This window comes from Mycolicibacterium vulneris (genome assembly GCF_002104765.1).
Lineage (GTDB): Bacteria > Actinomycetota > Actinomycetes > Mycobacteriales > Mycobacteriaceae > Mycobacterium > Mycobacterium vulneris.
Map to the genome: position 1 here is coordinate 14089 of NZ_NCXM01000026.1, position 15046 is coordinate 29134.

Sequence of the window (15046 nt, forward strand, 5' to 3'; positions counted from 1 at the left end):
CGGCGCGGCGGTTAGCCTGACTGGATGCGGATAGCTGCGGTGATCGCCGCGTCATTACTGGTCGCGGGGTGCTCACACACCACGGGCGGTCATTCGGAGCCCACCGGAAGCACCACCCAGGCATCCACCGGCGCCGGGACGCCGGGAAGCGCAACACCGGGACCAGCCGCCGCGCCGGCCGCGGGAGCGGCGATCTCCGACGTCATCGCGTGGATCGAGGCCGGTCACCAGGCCGATCCGGGCCGCTTTCACACGGCCACGCGCGACGGGGCGGCCACGCCACTGGGCGATGACATCGCGCTGACGGCGATGGCGGGCAAGGTCTCCTGCATGACTGACACCAAACACACCGGCGGCGCGCTGGCCTGCCTGGTGAGTCTGACAAACCCGCCGCCGGCGCCCGCGACGGCCTACGGCCAGTGGCAAGGCGGCTGGATCGGCTTCGACGGGGTGAACCTGCAGGTGGGATCCGCCCGAGCCGACCCCGGCCCGTTCATCAACGGCAACGGACCGGAACTGGCGAACGGGGATTCGCTGTCGTTCGGTGACTACCGGTGCCGCGCCGACCAGTCCGGTCTGTATTGCGTGAACTACGCGCACCAGTCGGCGGCCAGATTCAGCCCCGCCGGCATCGAGCCGTTCGGCTGCCTGAAGCCGGCGCCACCACCGGACGGTGTCGGCACGGCGTTCAGTTGCTGAGGCCGGCCATGATGGTCGCGAACAGCTCGCTCATCTCGTCGGCTGATCCGCCCGGCACGGTGTAGCCGGTTTCGTCGCGGATTTCCGCGAGGTGATCGCGCACGTCCTCGATGGACAATCCGGGCCGGTAGAAGCCCTTTGTCCTGCCGATGAAGAACCGCGAAACATGGCCGGCGCCAACGGTATAGATCTCTCCCGACACCGGACAGTCACGATGGGTCAGGAAGGCGGCCACCGGAGCCACCAGCGCTGGATCAAGCTTCTGAAGATATTGGCCCACAAGGTCGTCCAGCACCGCCTGTGCGGCGGGATCGTCCGGCGGCGCGGCGCCGTGCACGGAGTGCGCCAGCATCCGGGTGTAGGCGATCGGGGCGACCGCATTGACCTTGATGTTATGGTCGGCGCCTTCGGCGGCCAGCACGCGGGTGAGGCCTAGCAACCCGGTCTTGGCCGATCCGTAGTTGCTCATCCCGGCCGCCCCGAGTATCCCTGCGGCCGAACAGGTATGGAGGATGCGGCCATATCCCTGCTCGCGCATGACTTTCCAGGCCGGCCTCGTCACGTAGAACGCGCCCTTGAGATGCACGTCCAGCAGTGGCTCTAACCGTTGCGCGGTCATGTCCTCGAACGGCGCGTCCCCGACGATGCCGGCGTTGTTGATCACGATGTCGACGCGCCCCCACGCGTTCAGCGCGGTGTCGATGATGGCCTGTCCGCCTTCGGGGCTGGTGACGCTGTGGCCGTCCGCCACGGCGTCACCCCCGAGGTCGCGGATCTCGGCCGTCGCGATATCAGCGGCCCGGCTGTCGGTGCCGTGTCCAGTCACCGAGCCGCCCAGGTCGTTGACCACGACGCGCGCGCCACGGGAGGCCAGCAGCAGCGCGTACTGCTTGCCCAGACCGCCACCGGCGCCGGTGATGACGGCGACCTGGTCGTCAAACCGCAGCTCGCCACTCACCAGCTCACCGGAAGTTCCTTCATGCCATAGATGTTGGCGTCTTTGAACCTCAGCTGCTCCGGTGGCACCGCCAGTCTGAGCCCGGGCAGGCGGCGCGCCAGCGTGGCGAACGCGACCTGCATTTCGACGCGGGCCAGGTTCGCGCCGATGCACTGATGCACGCCGTAGCCGAAGCCCAAGTGACCGCGGGTGTTTCGGTCGACGTCGAAGGATTCGGGATTGTCGACGAATTCGGCGTCCCAGTTCCCGGCGAGCAGGCTCATCATGACGTACTCCCCCGCGCGAATCAGCTGGCCGCCGATCATCAGATCTTCGGTCGCAATGCGGTCGACCTGGCTGTGCACGATGCTGAGGTAGCGCATCAGTTCTTCGACGATGTTGGCGATGACTGCGGGGTCGTCGCTTTGCCCGAGTCGCTCGAACACGTCGGGATGTTCTAGCAGCGCAACCGTTCCCAACGAGATCATGTTGGCGGTCGTTTCGTGGCCGGCCTGCATCATGATCACGCCGTTCATGGCCGTGGTGTCATGGTCGAGTTGGCCCGTCGCCACGTATTCAGTGGCCAGCCGGCTGATCAAGTCGTCCCCGGGCTCGCGCGCTTTGCGCTCCACCAGTTCCTGGATGTAGGCGTACATGGCTCCGAACGCCTGTCCCTTTTCCGCGTCGGTGGATTTCTGGTCAAGCCCCTTGGTGGTGTTGAACTGAAAAAGTTCGAGGTCTTCGGGCGGCACGCCCAGCAACAGCGCGATCACCATCGACGGGACCGGTAGGGCGAATTCACGCACCAGATCGGCCGGCGCGCCGCCCTCGATCATCTGGCCGAGATAGTGGTCGACCCAGTCCTGAATGTGCGGACGCATCGATTCGCAACGCCGGAAGGTGAAGTTGCTCGTCATCATGCGGCGCAAGCGATGATGCTCGGGATCGTCGGTGCGCGCGAACATCACCGGGACCTTGTTCTCCTCGTCCTTCGGCATGATCGAGTCCGGAATTGTCTTCGCGGACAAGCGCGGATCGACCAGCGCCGCCCTGATGTCCTGGTAGCGGCTGACCACCCAGACCGGGTTGCCCTGGAATATCGCCTTTCGGAGTCCCGGTTGTTCCCGCCAGTCTGCGAATTCGGACGGGGGCGCGAGCGGGCAGCGCGCGGGCCGCGGTAGCGGCAGCTCCGGGAGACCGGCGTCGGAGCAGGAGTCGGCGGTTCCGAAGGATTTGGAAGTTGTTGACATAACCCGCGTTTCCCATTAACTGTCAGATGCCTGCCAGTTGTAGAGCGTAAGGCTACGGTCGTTGGCAGTCAACTGTCAGTTACGCTGTCACGATGACCGCGGTGGAGGACCGGCCGTTGCGGGCCGACGCGGCGCGCAACGTCGAGCGCATCCTGCGCGCGGCGCGCGAGGTCTACAGCGAGCTGGGGCCCGACGCCCCGGTGGAAGCGGTCGCTCGCCGCGCGGGCGTCGGCGAGCGAACCCTGTACCGCAGGTTTCCGGCAAAGGCCGACCTGGTCCGCGCCGCCCTGGATCAAAGCATCGCCGAGGACCTCACCCCGGTGATCGATAACGCGCGCCGCGCCGAGGATCCGCTGCGCGGCTTGACCCAGCTGATCGAAGCCGCGATCTCGCTGGGTGCGCGGGAACACAGCCTGCTGACCGCCGCGCGCCGGGCCGGGTCACTCACGTCCGACGTTTCGGTGCCGCTCAACGACGCACTCGGCGAGCTCGCCCACGCGGGCCAGCGCGCCGGCCGCATCCGCGCCGACCTGGTCACCGACGACCTGCCTCGCCTGATCGCGATGCTCTTCAGCGTGCTGTCGACCATGGATGCGGGCAGCGACGGCTGGCGACGCTATGTCGCCCTGGTCATCGACGCGATTTCGGTCAACGACCATCAGCCGCTGCCGCCGGCCGCCGCCTTGCGCTATGAGGTGCAGCCGGACAGCTGGCCACTATGACCAGCGGCGGCTCAGCTGGCCGGTAAGCCCGCCTTGACCGCGTCGTCCTGCTTACGGGCGAGATCGAGCATGATGTCGGCCGGCGTGGGATTGCCGATGACACAGTCGGACTCCAGGTCGACCATGGCCCTGCCCTCGACGAACACCGCCTCGGAGATCTCCATCGGGTTGGCCGGGTCGGTTCCCTGCCCGATCACCATGAACCCGTTGGTGCCGACGTCGATGGGCTGCTGCTGCCCGTTGACCTTCTTACCGACGACGTCGCGCATGTTTGCCGCGGTCTGGGTGGCCGTGGCCGCGTCGGGAAACACCGCGATCGTGTCGATGATGGTGCGCTTGCCGTCGGGGTTCTTGAAAACCTGTCCCACGCCGGTGATGCCGCTGGGATTCTGGCTCGGCGGCCCGTCCACGGTGGCGTTGGGGCCGACGTCGCCGGGCTTGATCAGCAGATTGCTGTAGTCGGCTGGCGCTCCCGGCGACGCGCTGGTCGGGGAGCCCGACGAGGCGGCCGAACCGGACGACGAGGCCGAACCCGATGACGCCGTGGGGCTCTTGTCCCCGCCGCAGCCCACCACCGCCGCGCCGATCAACATCGTGGTAGCCGTCAAGCCGAGCGCGGAGGTCCGCACCGTGTTCATAAGGCTCTCCTTTTAGAAGTCAGCTATTTGTATCCGTTACCGCGCGCGCCGGCAGCGCGAACACGCGAAATTCGCACCGCCAGATGAATGTCATCTGAGAGCCCAGCCTATGGGCTTGACGCGATCTCAGTAAGAGTGACTAGCGCTCTTTCCACATCACGCCGCGCATGGTCACCGAGAGCGGAATGTCCTCGACACCGATGAGCCCCTGGGGCGCCCGGCACACCCAGTCGATCGCATTGACGACCCGGCCGGCCGTCGAAATGCAACCGGCATCAGTGGAATCGAACAGCGGATGGGAAACGTGGGTGTTGATTTCGACTCGCGGCTCGCCCTCCACGACGACGCGATGCACCCCGGTATGACCGTCGGGCGGGAATTCCCAGTCGGGTGCCGCTGCCTGGGTGAGCCTGGTGACGTGCTCGAGGGTGATGACGGGTTCGCCGTCGCGGACGCCCTCGGTGGCGAACCGGACGGCGGCCATCTGCCCCGGCTCCACCGTCATCATCGTGCAGTCGATGCGCTCCGGCGTGTACCAGGGTTCGATGCGCTGACGCACGTCGTCAAGCTCGATGCCCAGATTGTCCGCCAGACTGCGGACCTGACTACCCCACATCGACACGATCACCCCGGGCAGGAACATCATCGGCGAGTCGTCGTCCGGGGCGGTTCCGAATCCCATTGCGGTACCGGTGAATTCGGCGTCGTCGTAGTTTCCGTAGTCGAAGATCTCCTGCACGGTGATCGACGAGACCCGGGTGGTCAAACTGACCGCCGAGTGCACCAGCGTATCGCCGGAGAACCCGGGGTCGATGCCGTTGACGTAGAGCGAGGCGTCGCCGGCCGCGCAGGCACGCTCGAGCGGTTCCCGCAACCAATCGTCGGCGTGGCGGGGCGTGACCAGCCAGACCATCGACGTACCGACCACGTTCGTGCTCGCGGAAAGGAATTTCGACATCTGCTCGATGGCTTCCATCGGCCGGGTCTCACCCTGCGATGTGTAGACGACGCAGTCGGCGCCCAGGGCCACCAGGGCGTCGATGTCGTCGGTGGCGACGATGTCGGTTGGTTCGTCGAGACCGCACAACTGCGCCGCGTCCCGGCCGACCTTCTCCGCGCCGGCGGCGTGCACGCCGACCAGTTCCAGGTCTGGCCTGCCGATGAGTGCCCGCAACGAATGCCGGCCAACGTTCCCGGTGGAGAATTGGATGACTCTGCGCACGGCTGCCCTGGTCCTTCCGGCGGTGGGTGACGACCCATCATGACGCGTTCGAACGCGGTGCGGGGTCAGTAATCCGGTATCTGCAGCGGCGAATTATTCGAATCGATGCCACCGTCGACGTGAAAGATCGCGTTGGTCGCGTAACAGTCGTCCAACGCCATGTCGGGCTCCCTTGTCAGTATATGTGCGCCGTTTAATCTAAGAACCTTACTGACTAAAGTCAACGAATAGCGACGGCAGATGTCGGTGACAGTGAGACCGGACCAAGAATGGCCAAGTTATGCAAGCGGTTTTGGCAGCGGCACGGCATAATGGTCGAGTGAGCCTGGCCGCTTTGGTATGAGTCAGGTCAACCGTGAGGAATGACAATGGCTGTGACGGACCGGCTGTCGGCGCGAGAAGCCAAGCGCCTGCAGACGCGGGAGCGTTTGATGGGCGCCGCGATCGCGGAGTTCGCCCGCGCCGGCATGGCCGAGGCCGACGTCAGCGCGATCGTCGCCGCTGCGGGAGTTGCCCACGGGACCTTCTTCTTCCACTTCCCCACCAAGGAGCATGTGCTGCTGGAACTGGAACGCCGCGAAGAGGAAAGGATTGCCAAGCAGTTCGCGCAATTCCTCAAATCCAAGCACGATCTCGTATCCGCGTTGAACGAGGCGGTCCGCTTGGTGGTCGGATTGGAACGCCGGCTGGGCGACCTGCTCTTCAATGACTTTCTCGCGCTGCACTTCTCCCAGACCCGTCCGCAGACCGAAGACGGCCGGGACCACCCGTTGATCGTGTTGGTCGCCCGGGAAATCGAGCAGGCCCAGCAACGCGGTGAGACGGACCGAGAGGTCAATCCCATGAACAGCGCGGTGTTCTTCTTGCTGGGCCTCTACGCGCTGTTGATCACCACCAACCACTGGCCCACGGGGCATACCCTGCTGGAGGACTACGTCGCGAGGACTCTGCGCAGCCTGAAGCCGTGACGTTGTAGCGGCTTCCGCGTGCTAGCGGATCACGCCGAGCAGCGGTACCAACCCGAGTTCCTTGTGGATCAGGAATCCCGGCGCGGCATCACATACGGCCGGAACGGTGTTCGCCGGCGGCCCGGCCATGAATTCCTCGGGGTCGCTTCCCATTCCCATCTCGTGCAGGTACTTCAGGGTGTCCTTGCCGAAATTCACCACCTCGTAGATGTGGATGGCGTCGACCCGGCTGACGATGCGGGCCAACGTCAGGACCAGCAGGTCTCCGGCGAAACCGGGGTTGACACCGCCCGCGTGAAAAGACGTCCCACCCTCGTGGCACGCCGCGTCGATCTTGTCGATGTCGGCCTTGCTGTGCTCGGTTCGATACCACCACGCGCCGCCCGAGGCGACGACGTTCTTTCCGCCGCGCAGCAGCCGGCACACCTCGTCGGGATCCGACCACAACGGCGCGTAGAACACACAATCGGCGTCGAGCGCTTCGACTGCCGCCTTGTCTGTGGTCGCGAGCACCCCGGTCGGCGCGGCGCCGACCAATTCTCCGGCGTCCCTGCCCACCTTCTCCGGACGGTTACAGAGCACGCCGACGACTTCGAAGGCGGGATTGTGCGCGAAGTGACGCAGCGCCACCGTCCCGACATTGCCCATGCCCCACTGGATCACGCGGTACTTCTTCTCGGCCGGCGATGTGAGCGTCATTGCTACTCCTCTGCATGGCCGCGACGGCTGAGCGCTCGCCGAGCGTAGGCGTCCCCGAAACCTTGTGTCAACGATTCCGGGCTGACTTTCATCAGTAAGAGCGGCTTTGAGGTATGGCTTTGCAGCGCTACACAGCATGAATTTCAACCGTTATGCCGCGTAGTGGCGCGGACTTGCTCGACGCCTTCTGCTGACTATAGTCAGCTTGTTATAGTGCAAACGCCGATCCAATCAGTGTCGATGGCGGGGAGGGTTCGTGAATCTGCCGAAGCTCGAGTCAAGCGGCACCGCGCAGGCGAGTCTGACCATCGACGAGCACATGGAACGCTCGCAACTCGCGCAGCGCCAGGCCGACAAATGGCTCATCTCCGGGAGTCTGCTGATCGGCACCGCGGCCCTCGGCATCTTCGGCCTGCCGCTGTTCCTTTGGGGAGTGCGGTTGCTGCGCAGGGCCCAACGGAACGGCCTCTCGGTGCGGCCGATGCTGGTCATGCTGCTCGGCTACCTCGTCATCATCGACGCCGCCATCAACACCGTCGGATGGGCGCTCGACCTGGTGGCAAACCACACAATTCTGGCCCGGGTGCTGCTCAACGGCTGGGGCAACATGTTCGACGCCGGCTACTTCTGGCACTACAACGAGCTCTGGGTCGGCGGCGCGGCGGGCCCCGGCGAAAAGGCCTTGGAAGTCGGCCTCATCCTGACTGTTTTCACCATGCGCATCGCCGCGGCCATCGGCTTCCTGCAGATGAAGCGGTGGGGTCATCAGTGGATGGTCGTCACGTGCTGGATGGGCGTGGTCATCTGGATTACGTACGTCTTCAACATGACCATGTTCGCCGACGTGCGCTTCGCCGGAGTCGTGCTGCCGGTCGTCGGCTGGTGGCTCTACGACATCTTCTACATCACCCCGTTCCTGGCCATCCCCTATCTGCACACCGTCAACCGCGAACTCTTCTCCGACTGAAATGTGCGACCTGAAATCCACTACGCCACCGAGGAAGTCACATCATGGGTTATCTATGGGAGATGCTTCGCTACGTCGCCGCATGGGGCGGCACCGGACTGATCATCTGGTTCTGGTACTGGCTGTTCTCCAACATCGGCACGTTCTGAACCGCGGCCTACGTAGTCGGAGCGCACGGGGTTTCGTCGATGATTGACCAGTCCGACGGTCACGCGATGGCGCTGGAACGGCGTTGCTCGGTGACGGCGGTCGCGCTGAGCGATCAACGTCGCGAAGGCGTTCGGCTGGTCACCGGCGACCGGCGGGGTTTCGGCGCAAATGCGGCGCTCACGTTCGTTCACGTCCCCTACCCCGCACCGCCCGATTGGACACGCAGGACCTTGACATGCGGTGTGGCGCTGCAGTGTTCGCCGTCGAAAGAACGCGTCACCGAGTATCGCCTGAACGAGCTCTCTGCCCGCGAGCTACGTGCGCTGACGCTTGTCGAGTCCGGCGTCGCCCTCGGCTGGATCGCGTCGCGGTGGCCCGGCCTGCTGCCCGAGGTCCGGCGATGGCTGCCCGAAGTCCAGCTCCGAGACGGCGACATGCCTGCCGTCCAGATGCTCGACCTGGCAATCGCATTGGCGGCCACGCGCCAGGAATTGACCCTCCATCCCCTGCTGGGCTCGTTGCCGATGGCGTACACGGCGCCACGCGGATGGGCCGACAAGCTGCGACGCAGCTTTGGCCGGATGCCGTGGACCACAACACAGAAGCGTCTGCCGCGACCGTACTCGGTTCCGGTCGGCGGCGACGGCGGTGTCCGCAACCCCAACCTGCCACCGCCGAGCCGGCCGCAGGACAACGATCTCGACGTCACACCGCGGCATCGGCCCGGGATCCCCTATCCCGAATGGAACATGTGGACACAGCGATTCATGCAAGACCACGTCGCCGTTGTCGAGCACGCCGACGGCCAGCTCGCCCGCCGCCCGGTGCCGGTGGCCGTCGACGTGCGCAAGTGGTTCGAAGAACACACCCACCGCGCGATGACGAACCGCCTCGAAGACGGCTCCGACCTCGATGTCGACCAATACGTCAACCACTACATCGACCTGGCGACCGACGAGGCCAAGGAGCCGAAGGTGTTCCGCGACCTGTTGCCCAGTAGTCGCGACGTCACCACGGCGCTGCTGCTCGACGGCAGTTCGTCGCTCGGGGTGCGCGGCGGGCGCGTCTTCCAACTGGAATTGTCCTGTGCCGATGCACTTTCACGAGCCATGACGCTGGCGCGCGAACGGAACGGTGTCTTCGTCTTCACCGGCAACACCCGCCATCGAGTCGAAGTACGCTGCCTGAAGGACTTCGAAGAACGTCGGTTCGTACCGCCGAGCGCGCTGGGCCTGTCTACCCGCGGATACACCAGACTCGGTGCGCCGCTTCGCCATTTGACGAGCCGGCTGCTGGCGCAGGCCTCCGAGCGACGTCTGCTGATCGTCATCGGCGACGGACTGATCTCCGATGAGGGATACGAGGGCCGCTATGCCTGGGCCGATGCCGCGCACGCGGTCGAGGAGGCCAACGACGCCGGGGTGTCGATCTACTACGTGGGCGTGGGACCACCCGCGTCGATCCCCTGCCCGAGGTGTTCGGACCCCGCCGGTCGCAGCGGATCCGGCGCATAGAGGAACTACCCCGGGTATTGGCCCATGTCCATCGTGAATTGGTCGCCGCGTGAACGCCGGCCTGCTGAGGAAGAGATGACCACCGACACATACTTCGCCAACGGCAACGAGGTTCAGCTGTTCGAGCAGGCCTTCCACCGCCGCATCCCGGTGATGCTCACCGGCCCGACCGGATGCGGCAAGACCCGCTTCGTCGAACACATGGGCTCCTTGCTGCAGCGGCCCGTGGTCACCATCAGTTGTCACGACGACCTCACCAGCTCCGACCTCGTCGGCCGCTTCATGGTGACCGGCGGCGACGTGGTCTGGACCGACGGCCCGCTGACCCGGGCCGTCAAAGCCGGCGCGATCTGCTATCTCGACGAAGTCGTCGAGGCCCGCCACGACTCCCTGGCGATCCTGCACTCGCTCACCGATCACCGGCGGTCGCTGTATCTCGACCGCGCCGGCGAGGTTGTGCAAGCACCCGAGGAGTTCATGCTGGTGTGTTCATACAACCCGGCCTATCGCAGCTCGCTCAAGGAGCTCAAACCGTCATTCCGTCAACGCTTCGCCACACTGGCGATGCACTACCTGCCGCCGGACCGCGAGGCCGAGGTGATCGTCGCCGAATCCGGAATTCCCCTGGCAACAGCGACGCGGCTGGTCGGGTGCGCGGTCGCGATCCGGACCGCCGACCAGGCCTTCCACTTCGAGCCGCCGTCGACCCGGGTGCTCGTTACGGCCGCCCAGTTGATCGCCGCCGGGGCAACCGAATTGGACGCGGCCGACGCCTGCATCCTCGCGCCGCTGAGCACCGACGGCGCGGTCACCGACGGTCTACGTGAAGTCGCGGCCGCCAGCCTGGGCGCCGCCGACACATCGAGCAGTCCTTAGAGAAAGGAGCAATCGGCATGGACCGACAGGAGCAGAAGCGCAAGAGGGCGCTCATCGTCTTCCAGATCTTCATCTACGGCTACCTGCTGGCGATGTTCGGCGTCCAGCTGTACATGTCGTTTGCGCGGGGGTGGTGGGATCTGTGACTCTCCCTGCAGCGCAAGCGAGTTCAGTCGGCCTCCAGGATCACCACGACGAATCCCGTCAGGCTCAGCGCCGCGCCGATAAGTGGATGATCATCGGCGCCGGCCTGATGGGCATGTGGGCGCCGGGCCTGATCGGATTTCCCATCTTCATGCGCGGGGTGTGGCTGCAGCGCCAGGCCCTGCGCGCCGGGCTGTCGGTCCGGCCCATGATCGTCACCCTGATCGGCTATCTGGTGCTGATCGACGGAATGCTCAACAGCCTGGGCTGGGCCCTGGACCTGGTGGCCAACCACACGTTGATCAACCGCGTGCTGATGGTCGGTTGGGGCAACATGTTCGACGCCGGTTATTTCTGGCACTACAACGAACTTTGGGTCGGGGGCGCCGCCGGTCCGGGCGAGAAAGCCTACGTGGCCGGCCTGATCCTCACGGTCTTCTCCATGCGGGTGGCCGCAGCGATCGGCTTCCTGCAGATGAAGCGGTGGGGTCATCAGTGGATGGTCGTCACGTGCTGGATGGGCGTGGTGATCTGGTCGGCCTACGTCTTCAACATGACCATGTTCGCCGACGTGCGGTACGCCGGAGTCGTCTTCCCGGTCATCGGCTGGTGGCTCTACGACATCTTCTACATCACCCCGTTCCTCGCCATCCCCTATCTGCACACCGTGAACCGCGAAATCTTCTCCGACTAGCAAGGAGTAGTGCCATGACAAGCCCTTCCGTACCGGCAGCCGCCGAAGGCAAAGACCCGAGCACCGAGCTCGAGCCGGGGACGACACCGTACTACGCGCGGATGCACAAATGGATCAAGCGGGCCGTGTTGGTGTGCCTGGTGGCCCTGGTGATCGAGGGCGCTTTCACGTTGCCGTTCATGGCCGTCTACTACGGCTATCCGACGCTGAGCCTCACCCAGATCTGCAGTGAGCTGCTCAAGATCCGGTACTCCAACGACACCCTGGAGTGCAAGTACCCCTACCCACCATTCGGTCCACCCGAGGGCGCCGAGGGGAAGGCCACCGCGCAGGACGTGTGGGGCATCCAGCCGATACCGAAGTATCACCGGTTGGGATTCCGCGAACTCGTCAAGATCCACAATGACAGGCTGGCCCGCCAAGCGGCACAACAACAGGCGGCGTCGCACCCATGATAGGGGCAGCCCGTTGAGCTACCGGGTTGTCAAGTGGACGACGGGTAACGTCGGCAAGAGCTCGGTCAAAGCGATCGCAGCCAACCCGACACTGGAACTGGTCGGATGTTATGCCTGGTCGGCGGAGAAGGCCGGGCGTGACGTCGGCGAGCTGTGCGGCATCGAACCACTGAACGTGACGGCCAGCACCGATATTGATGCGCTGCTCGCGCTCAAGCCCAGCCTGGGGCGCTCACACGCCAAGCTGCTCGCCGAGCGGGGAGCCACGGTAGTGGTCAACGACCTCGGCGTCGGACCCGACGGGCGAAACTTCCTGCGGGCCAACGCCGAGGAGGTTGCCGACGAGATCTCTGCGACGGGCGGTGAGGCGGTGCCAGACCTGCACACCGTCGCCGATCAGGATAGCGCGCGCCGGGTCGTCCAGACCGCGCTGGATGGCCGCACATGCGGGACGCCGGTACTGAGCAGGCCGGTAGAGCTGGAGATGGAGTTCGACTAGCTCAGCGAGTCGTCTGCAGCCAGCTCGAGCACCCGGATCTCGCCGGTAGCACCGTCGACCTCCACCATGGCTCCCGGCGGCAGTGCCTTGGTGGCCCCCTGGACGTCGACGACGCACGGAAATCCGAATTCGCGGGCCACTACCGCGGCGTGTGACATCGGGCCGCCGAGTTCGGTCACGACGGCGGCGGCGTAGCAGAACGCCGCGGTGTACCCGACGTCGGTCACCTCTGCGACAAGGATCTCGCCGGGTTGCAGGTCGTCGATCGTCTCGGGCCGCACGATCCGCACCCGCCCGCGCACCCGTCCCCCGCATACGCCGACGCCACGCAAAGTGTCCCCGCTGGCCAGCGTGCCCGATGAGGTCGCGGTTGGCTGCCACCTTCCGCTGAAGACCGTCGGCGGCGCCACCGCGACCAGCCGGCGTTGTTCGGCGCGGCGCCGGGCCACCAGCGCGCCCACATCCGCCGGGAGGGCGTCGAGTTCGTCGACGAGCAGATAGAAGACGTCGTCGGCGGCGGTGAAGAGCCCGGCCTCGGCCGATCTACGTCCGTATTCGCGAAGCAGCGTGCGTAGCACCCAGTTAGCCCGCACCACCTTGTCGCGGCGGACCTCGCGGTCGCGCAGTTGCTGGGTGGTCAGAGCCGCAATAGGCTTGGCGTGCAACGGGATCCGGGGCCGCTGCGGCTGCGGCGCGGATGGCGCGCTCATCGCTCTGGCCACCATCCGCACGAGCAGCTCGGGATCGTCGGCGTAGCTGGTTGACAGCATCTCAAGCTCGGCCGGACCACGGTGTCCGATGAGCGCCAGCTCATCCAGCACGGCGGCATGGAATTCCGGCGCCTCGACGGCGAGCTTGTCCAGCCGGTCGCCTGGTTCGGCAAGCAGCGCCGTCACTTTCGAATCGCACTGCGCGGCGAGCACCAACCGCTGCATCGCCTCGACCGAACGCGCGCTGACCAACTCCGGCCCGCCGGGTGCGGCGATGTCTCGCCCGCATAAACCGCGTAGCAGCACGTTGAACGCCGCGCACAGCAGAAACGAGCCCGCCGCCAGCACCCAGCCGTGCACCACCTGGTCACGCGCCAGTGAGATCAGGCTCAGCAGCCGACGATCGTCGAGCCCGGCGAGGTCACCGTCGGTCAAGCGTTCCAGGCGATCGACATCGGCGACGAACTCTCGGGTGTCCAGGGGCGCGCCGGCGGACAGGCCGATCAGGTTGACGCCGAATACCCCGATGTTGCGGACGGCCCGCAGTTGCTTGCGAATTCGGCCGGTGTCGGAGTGCGGACGTTCCTCACCGAAGATCGGCAGGGCGGCCATGCTCGGGCCGAAGAACCCGCTGTTGCTCACCACCGTCGTGGGCTTGACGAAAGGCACCGTCTCGGCCATGAAGTGTGCGGTCGTGATGGCGCCGTAGAGCCGGTGGGCAAACACCGCGACCATGCGCATCGCGATTTCGCGCTGGATCGTCCCGCCGGGCCGCAGCCGCTCGGCGACGCACACGGCGCTGGCCCGCAGTCCGCGAACCGTCGCCGATGCCGACGCCGGCGAAAACGGGCCGGGCAGCGCCTCAGACAGATTCGTGGCGAGGAAGGTGGGGAAACGCGGGTCGATCGGCGTGTCAAATTCCCCATTATCCCCTTCTGCGCCCGCCCAAATGGGCTTGACTCCGTCGCTGCTCGGCGCGTCCACCGAAGGTAGGTCCTGGATGTTGGCCAGCCGCCAGGGCAGCGATACCAGCCGATTGCCCACGGTTATCCGGCCGCGCACCGCCAGCGCGAAATCCTGGACACATTCGCCGGATTCCCACGCCGGCTGGAATGCCCATTCGTCTGCCAGCCGCGAGGTGTCCATAAGCGCAGCCCCCCGGACCAGTCGCAGGTCCGCCGTTTCGAGGCCCATGCGCACGATCGGGCGGCGCAGCGCAGTGGCGAGTTGCCGGAAGGTCAGTTCGCCCGAAGCCGCGAGATTCACCGGCCCATTGGCGATTTCGTCCTCCACGATGGCGCGGTTGAATAGCCGAAGCGCGTCGTCGAGGTGGACGACCTGCATGTGGCGATCACCCGACCGGTCGGGGAACGCCGGTAACGCCAGCAGGCGGCGCACCCAGTTATCGACGCTTCGCCCGAGGATCAGCGCGGAGCGGATCGCGACCCATTCCGCGCCCGATTCCGCAAGCATCTGTTCGACGCGGGCTTTGAACCGGCCTTCGGCACTGACCGGAGTCGTGAGCTCGTGTTCGGCCCTCGGCGCTTCACCCCCACCGTACACGTGGCCCGAAGACGCGAAAACGATTCGCCTGGAACCGGTCTCGGCCATCGCGTCGAGCACGTTCCGGGTGCCACCGATGTTGACCTGGTCGTCGTACCCGGAACCCTTCGCCCACGCACAATGCGCGACAACGTCCGCGCCGGCCAGGGCGCGTTTGACGGCGGCGACGTCACGAATATCGGCGGCGACGAAGTCCGCTGCGCTCGGCCAGCTGTCGGGCCGATGGCGCGCGAGCCCGACGACCTCGTGGCCCGCGCCGAGCAGCCGCGTGGCGAGGCCGCGCCCGAGCACGCCGCTGGCCCCGGTGACCGCGATTCTCACAAAGAGCCCTCACTCAAT

At 65.8% G+C, this 15046-nt stretch carries 13 protein-coding genes and 4 pseudogenes; 10 read left to right on the plus strand and 7 right to left on the minus strand.

Annotation, left to right across the window (positions count from 1 at the left end; translation table 11 throughout):
• Window positions 1-24: 24 nt before the first annotated feature.
• Window positions 25-699, plus strand: a complete 675-nt coding sequence (locus tag B8W69_RS21895; protein ID WP_181447458.1) for a hypothetical protein — start codon at window positions 25-27, stop codon at window positions 697-699.
• Here B8W69_RS21895 and B8W69_RS21900 read toward each other — a convergent pair.
• Together B8W69_RS21900 and B8W69_RS21905 are read right to left on the minus strand one after the other, a co-directional pair.
• The gene (locus B8W69_RS21900) at window positions 689-1657 is read right to left on the minus strand and encodes an SDR family NAD(P)-dependent oxidoreductase (protein ID WP_085291869.1); all 969 of its coding nucleotides are present in this window, start codon (window positions 1655-1657) and stop codon (window positions 689-691) included. The genes B8W69_RS21895 and B8W69_RS21900 overlap by 11 nt on opposite strands.
• Window positions 1654-2886, minus strand: coding sequence for a cytochrome P450 (locus B8W69_RS21905; protein ID WP_165762663.1), 1233 nt, complete (start codon window positions 2884-2886; stop codon window positions 1654-1656). The genes B8W69_RS21900 and B8W69_RS21905 overlap by 4 nt, the downstream gene beginning before the upstream one ends.
• Before the next feature lie 92 nt (window positions 2887-2978).
• Between B8W69_RS21905 and B8W69_RS21910 the strand changes: the two genes are divergently transcribed.
• Window positions 2979-3608, plus strand: a complete 630-nt coding sequence (locus tag B8W69_RS21910; RefSeq protein WP_085291870.1) for a TetR/AcrR family transcriptional regulator — start codon at window positions 2979-2981, stop codon at window positions 3606-3608.
• Between the two features lie 11 nt (window positions 3609-3619).
• On the opposite strand, the gene B8W69_RS21915 is transcribed toward B8W69_RS21910, so the two are convergent.
• From B8W69_RS21915 to B8W69_RS32295, 3 genes and pseudogenes are all read right to left on the minus strand, one after another.
• The gene (locus B8W69_RS21915) at window positions 3620-4246 is read right to left on the minus strand and encodes a hypothetical protein (RefSeq protein WP_085291871.1); all 627 of its coding nucleotides are present in this window, start codon (window positions 4244-4246) and stop codon (window positions 3620-3622) included.
• A 139-nt stretch (window positions 4247-4385) separates the two neighbouring features.
• Window positions 4386-5468, minus strand: coding sequence for an NAD(P)H-dependent amine dehydrogenase family protein (locus B8W69_RS21920; RefSeq protein WP_085291872.1), 1083 nt, complete (start codon window positions 5466-5468; stop codon window positions 4386-4388).
• Window positions 5469-5533: 65 nt separating this feature from the next.
• A pseudogene (locus B8W69_RS32295) lies at window positions 5534-5617 on the minus strand (SDR family NAD(P)-dependent oxidoreductase); the annotation flags it as partial.
• Between the two features lie 219 nt (window positions 5618-5836).
• Here B8W69_RS32295 and B8W69_RS21925 point away from each other — a divergent pair.
• Window positions 5837-6436: a TetR/AcrR family transcriptional regulator gene (locus B8W69_RS21925; RefSeq protein WP_085291924.1), complete on the plus strand. Its 600-nt coding sequence runs from the start codon at window positions 5837-5839 to the stop codon at window positions 6434-6436.
• Window positions 6437-6553: 117 nt separating this feature from the next.
• Here B8W69_RS21925 and B8W69_RS21930 read toward each other — a convergent pair.
• A pseudogene (locus tag B8W69_RS21930) lies at window positions 6554-7135 on the minus strand (NAD(P)H-dependent amine dehydrogenase family protein); the annotation flags it as partial.
• 319 nt (window positions 7136-7454) lie between these two features.
• Between B8W69_RS21930 and B8W69_RS21935 the strand changes: the two are divergent.
• The 7 genes and pseudogenes from B8W69_RS21935 to B8W69_RS31535 all read left to right on the plus strand — a co-directional run.
• On the plus strand, window positions 7455-8102 hold the full coding sequence (locus B8W69_RS21935; protein WP_181447460.1) for a hypothetical protein: 648 nt from the start codon (window positions 7455-7457) through the stop codon (window positions 8100-8102).
• A gap of 188 nt (window positions 8103-8290) precedes the next feature.
• Window positions 8291-9819, plus strand: a pseudogene (locus tag B8W69_RS21940) (nitric oxide reductase activation protein NorD).
• A 22-nt stretch (window positions 9820-9841) separates the two neighbouring features.
• On the plus strand, window positions 9842-10642 hold the full coding sequence (locus B8W69_RS21945; RefSeq protein WP_085291875.1) for a CbbQ/NirQ/NorQ/GpvN family protein: 801 nt from the start codon (window positions 9842-9844) through the stop codon (window positions 10640-10642).
• Between the two features lie 17 nt (window positions 10643-10659).
• Window positions 10660-10788, plus strand: coding sequence for a hypothetical protein (locus B8W69_RS31850; protein WP_011724800.1), 129 nt, complete (start codon window positions 10660-10662; stop codon window positions 10786-10788).
• On the plus strand, window positions 10785-11480 hold the full coding sequence (locus B8W69_RS21950) for a hypothetical protein (RefSeq protein WP_085291876.1): 696 nt from the start codon (window positions 10785-10787) through the stop codon (window positions 11478-11480). The genes B8W69_RS31850 and B8W69_RS21950 overlap by 4 nt, the downstream gene beginning before the upstream one ends.
• A 14-nt stretch (window positions 11481-11494) precedes the next feature.
• A complete protein-coding gene (locus tag B8W69_RS21955) occupies window positions 11495-11935 on the plus strand; it encodes a hypothetical protein (RefSeq protein ID WP_085291877.1) in 441 nt (146 codons plus the stop codon).
• Window positions 11936-11948: 13 nt separating this feature from the next.
• Window positions 11949-12159: pseudogene (locus B8W69_RS31535) on the plus strand (dihydrodipicolinate reductase); the annotation flags it as partial.
• Window positions 12160-12430: 271 nt separating this feature from the next.
• Here B8W69_RS31535 and B8W69_RS21965 read toward each other — a convergent pair.
• Window positions 12431-15028, minus strand: coding sequence for a sugar epimerase family protein (locus B8W69_RS21965; RefSeq protein ID WP_085291878.1), 2598 nt, complete (start codon window positions 15026-15028; stop codon window positions 12431-12433).
• Between the last annotated feature and the right edge of the window lie 18 nt (window positions 15029-15046).